This window comes from Thermogemmatispora sp. (assembly GCF_042408735.1).
GTDB lineage: Bacteria > Chloroflexota > Ktedonobacteria > Ktedonobacterales > Ktedonobacteraceae > Thermogemmatispora.
In genome coordinates, this window is sequence record NZ_JBHOQV010000018.1 from 1 (window position 1) to 3,822 (window position 3,822).

The following is a 3,822-nucleotide window of genomic DNA, read 5'->3' on the forward strand; positions in this document are numbered from 1 at the left end:
ATCCTCCTTTCTCTTGTCTCAATCGATAGCGCCGCTGCCGCTGTGGTCCCGGCAGGGACGGGAGACGAGGCGGCGCGGGCCTGTGCGCGGCGGCGCTTGCGGAAGAGATGATGCCAGAACCCCATGTTAGCGCTCCTTTCCACGGGGTGAATATATCATGTCATCAGGCTGAGTAGATGACAGGTCGTACTGGCCAGAGCTGATGGCAGAAGGGTGCGCCTGGACCCGCTCGCGGGGAGAAGGCCCAGCGTTCTGAGCCTGCCGCCGGCAGCAGCGGGGGCAGGAAGACGGGGGCAGCGTCTGCACGTCAGTCAGCGGTTGCGGAAAGGTCGCCATTGGCTCGCACTCCTTTCGAGAAGAGGAAGGAGAGATACCTTGCTCACTCTTCTGGTTCTGTCGATTCTGTCGAAATCCTCCACGTTGGTGACCACGGCAACTATAGCTCAGGGAGAAGCGAGGTTTTTCCAACCTTTCTGTGACTCTTATCCGAAGTTTCTGAGAACCGTCTCTGCCATCACCCTGTGCCAGGGCAGGAATGGCCGCGAGCCGCCTCTTCTCTCGTGGAGAGCGTTCACGAGCGAGGGAAAGCGCTGTACTTATAGGGAGAAGAAGAGCGGTAGTCAGGAGAGAGAGATCTATGGTATACTCTGCCTGATGAAGGCGTATTCTGAGCACAGACAGATTTCTCATCCGCGGGGCTTGCTCTTTGACATGGACGGTGTCCTCTTGCTCACGAGCCAGAGTCCGGCTCAGAGCTGGCAAGAAGTGGCTTGCTCCTTTGCTCCGGCACTGGATCTGTCTGCTGAGGCGCTGTTTGAGGCCCTGCAGAGAAGTTATCAGAGCTACCAACGTACCATCGCGCATGATCCCGAGCAACAGCGGAGAGATCGCCTGGCACCATTTGAGACGCGGCTAGAAGTGGTTGAAGATGCTCTGGCGAGCCTGCATCGGGTTCACAAAGAGATGGCGGTGGAAATGGTGCACGCCTACGAGCGGCTCCGAGATACGCATCGCTTCCTTGCCCCTCATGCACTGGAAGTGCTTCAGTTCTGCCGCCAGCGCTCGCTGGCTCTGGCTCTTGTGACCAATGGGAACGCGACCTATCAACGCCTCAAGATCGCGCAGCATGGATTAGCCTCATGGTTTGATGCGGTGCTGATCGAGGAAGAGGTGGGCGTCGCGAAACCAGATCCGCGTATCTTCCAGCAGGCGCTAGAGCGGCTCCACCTTCGTGCCCCTGAGGCCTGGATGATCGGCGATGATCTGACCCGTGACATTGCAGGCGCTCAGCAGGTCGGTCTGTTGACCATCTGGTACGACGCCAGCGGCGGCGGGTTGAGCAAGGAGAATCCGGTGCACCCTGACTGGATTGTGCATGACCTTGCCGAGCTCTGTTCTCTCCTTACCTCTTGAGAGAGAAGGGTCGAAGCTGTTCCTTGAGTGCTCTGACAGAGGCCACATCCTGGTAGGGTTGCAACAGCTCCTGCACATGAAACAGATGCTTCTGAGCGGCCCGCGATTGCTCTCCAAGCTGAGCCAGCAACGCGAGGCACTGTGTCACATAGGTACATGCGTGCTCGATCTCTCCCTGGAGAGCATAGGCGCTGGCCAGATCACTGAGATAGTACAGTTTGCGTCTGGGTGGTGGAGTCGTGGTTAAGGCCTGCTCCAAAGCCTCTTGGGCCTCGTGCAAGAGGCCAAGCGTTGCGGGCTGTTGCCGCTGATACAAGAGTTGCAGACACACCCCTTTATAGCCCAGGAGTAAGCCAGGTTGAAATTCGACCAGGAAAGCGAGATCAGGTCCCTGGGCGGGGGAACCCTCCTGCTCAAGGACACGAAGGTTTTGGAGACAGGCATCGCGATGACCTAGATGAGCAAGAATCTCGGCCTCGACTGCTGTTAGCCAGACGTAGAGCAGCCGATCGGCCCAGGCGGGAGCAAGCTGACGTGCGGCCTGGATACAGTGAAGCGCTTTCTGATACTGAGATGAGTAGGTCCAGGTGAAGCTTTTCCATCCCCAGATGACTGCTTGCAGAAGAGGATCACCGGCCTCAGCTGCTGCGCGCATGGCCAGTCGATAGTAGGTCCGAGCTTTCAGAGAGTGTCCTCTGTCATACAGCAATACGCCCGCAAGCAGTGCCGTCCGGCTGATGGTGGCACAAAGCCGTTGGCGGCAGTCTGCTGTCTGAGCGCTGGCAAGCACCAGCGTGAGACTTTCCAGATATTTCACGACAGCCGAGTACAGCAAAGGTGGCGGTAAAGCCTGTTCTTCTCGGGCCATCCAGTACAGCCGTGTCTGCTGGTCAAAATATCTGATTTCTCTCTGTCCCGTCATTGCTGGCTGAGCGAGCAGCGTTGTCAGACGATCACACAGCTCTGCCTCAGTGACGATGACAAGATCAGAGCGAACTGATTCACCGGAGGCGTGTGGGAAGGGAGGGATGAGCTGGGGAAGAGCGAAGGGTATGGAAAAGAGCATCTGCTGAGGGGGAAGTGCCTGGGCGTCGAAGTGAAACGAGAGGGAGAACCCTTGTGCCTCGGCAGCTTCCTTGGCCACCTGGTAGCATCTCAACGCCTCTTGAACTCTTCCATGCCGGAGGAGCATCGTGATCCAGGCTCGAAGAGCTTCCTCATCTGGTGGAAGAGCGTGAAATAATGCTCGATACTGTTCTCCGGCTTGCCAGAGCTTCCCTTGCCGTTCGTAGGCCACAGCGAGCCAGCGCCGGCATTGTTTCAGCATCTCCTCGCTGCGTTGTCGGACGCCATAGACCCAGGTGCCGTCCTCTCCTTCTAGCAACTCGCCTCGCTCCTGGTAAGTCAGAATCTGCTCTAAAAGGGGAACAGCCTCATCTGTGGTGCCTCCCCGATTCTCTGCCTCAGCAAGCAGTCCTCGACAAGCGTCGTCATCGACCCAAATGACCGATTGATCTGCCAGTGCATAGCCCGTTTCCAGCGTGCGCACCAGCTCTTTGCCAATGGCCCGGCGGATCTGATTGACCGCGCTGTAGACCATCTTATCGGCAAAGGCAGCCTGATCGATATCGGGCCACAGATCCTCTTGAAGAGCCGCGCGCGAAAGATGGCGTCCAGGGGCGGTCAGCAACCGTTTGAAGACAGAGCGAGCTGGTCGCCCTTTGCCCCAGGCGGCCTTATCAAGCAGGCTCCAGGACTCATCGGGATTCCGCTTCCAGACCTCCAAGGGGCCATACAGGTAGACTCGCAGACGGCATGAAGAGGAGACATGAGGCACAAGAGAGGTGCCTGGTTGCCCCTGCATCTTCGGAACCTCCTACCAACCTGCTGGTATAGGCCTCCCTCATTCGCTCTTACTTGGGTCTCACTGCTTCACCCTCAGCACTACTTGACTCTTGCTGTCTGATCTTCTCGGCTGCAGTCTAGCACGAGAGGCCTTTTGTCCCACGCAAAGGAGAGCTGCTTTCAGGATAGCACCGCACATCGTGCTCGTCAAGATGAGGAAGAGAGAGCCTTCGTTGTCCTCTTCAAGACATCTCTCTGGACAGGAGATGCTCAACGCTTCCGAAGAGGAAGCTTGGAGAAGAGGAAGATAACGGCTCGATAGGGGGAGGCAGGCTCTCCGCGAGGTTAGCGCGCACGAAGAGGCAGGGCGGCGGCACCGGCTGGGGCAGCGACGCGAGCGAGACGTCGACGCCGACGATGCGAGCGTGCGGAAAGAGCGCCTGCATCTCGAAGGCCCAGATCCCAGTCCCAGTGCCCACGTCCAGGATGGTACGTACCTGCTCGGGGACAAGCGGAGCCAGGTAATGGTTGCTCAGGGTGCGATACAGGGCATGGTGCTGGTAA

Annotated in this window: 3 protein-coding genes; 1 reads left to right on the plus strand and 2 read right to left on the minus strand. The window is 58.1% G+C overall.

Going from position 1 to position 3,822, the window contains the following annotated elements; genetic code table 11:
* Positions 1 to 654 precede the first annotated feature (654 nt).
* Entirely contained in the window at positions 655 to 1,413 is a 759-nt protein-coding gene (locus ACFMO7_RS01550) for an HAD family hydrolase (RefSeq protein WP_376793780.1), read from the plus strand.
* Here the strand turns inward: ACFMO7_RS01550 and ACFMO7_RS01555 are convergent.
* Both ACFMO7_RS01555 and ACFMO7_RS01560 read right to left on the minus strand, forming a co-directional pair.
* Positions 1,403 to 3,277: a BTAD domain-containing putative transcriptional regulator gene (locus ACFMO7_RS01555; RefSeq protein ID WP_376793781.1), complete on the minus strand. Its 1,875-nt coding sequence runs from the start codon at positions 3,275 to 3,277 to the stop codon at positions 1,403 to 1,405. The genes ACFMO7_RS01550 and ACFMO7_RS01555 overlap by 11 nt on opposite strands.
* A gap of 223 nt (positions 3,278 to 3,500) precedes the next feature.
* The coding region (locus ACFMO7_RS01560; RefSeq protein WP_376793782.1) for a class I SAM-dependent methyltransferase at positions 3,501 to 3,822 on the minus strand (322 nt) is incomplete at its 5' end.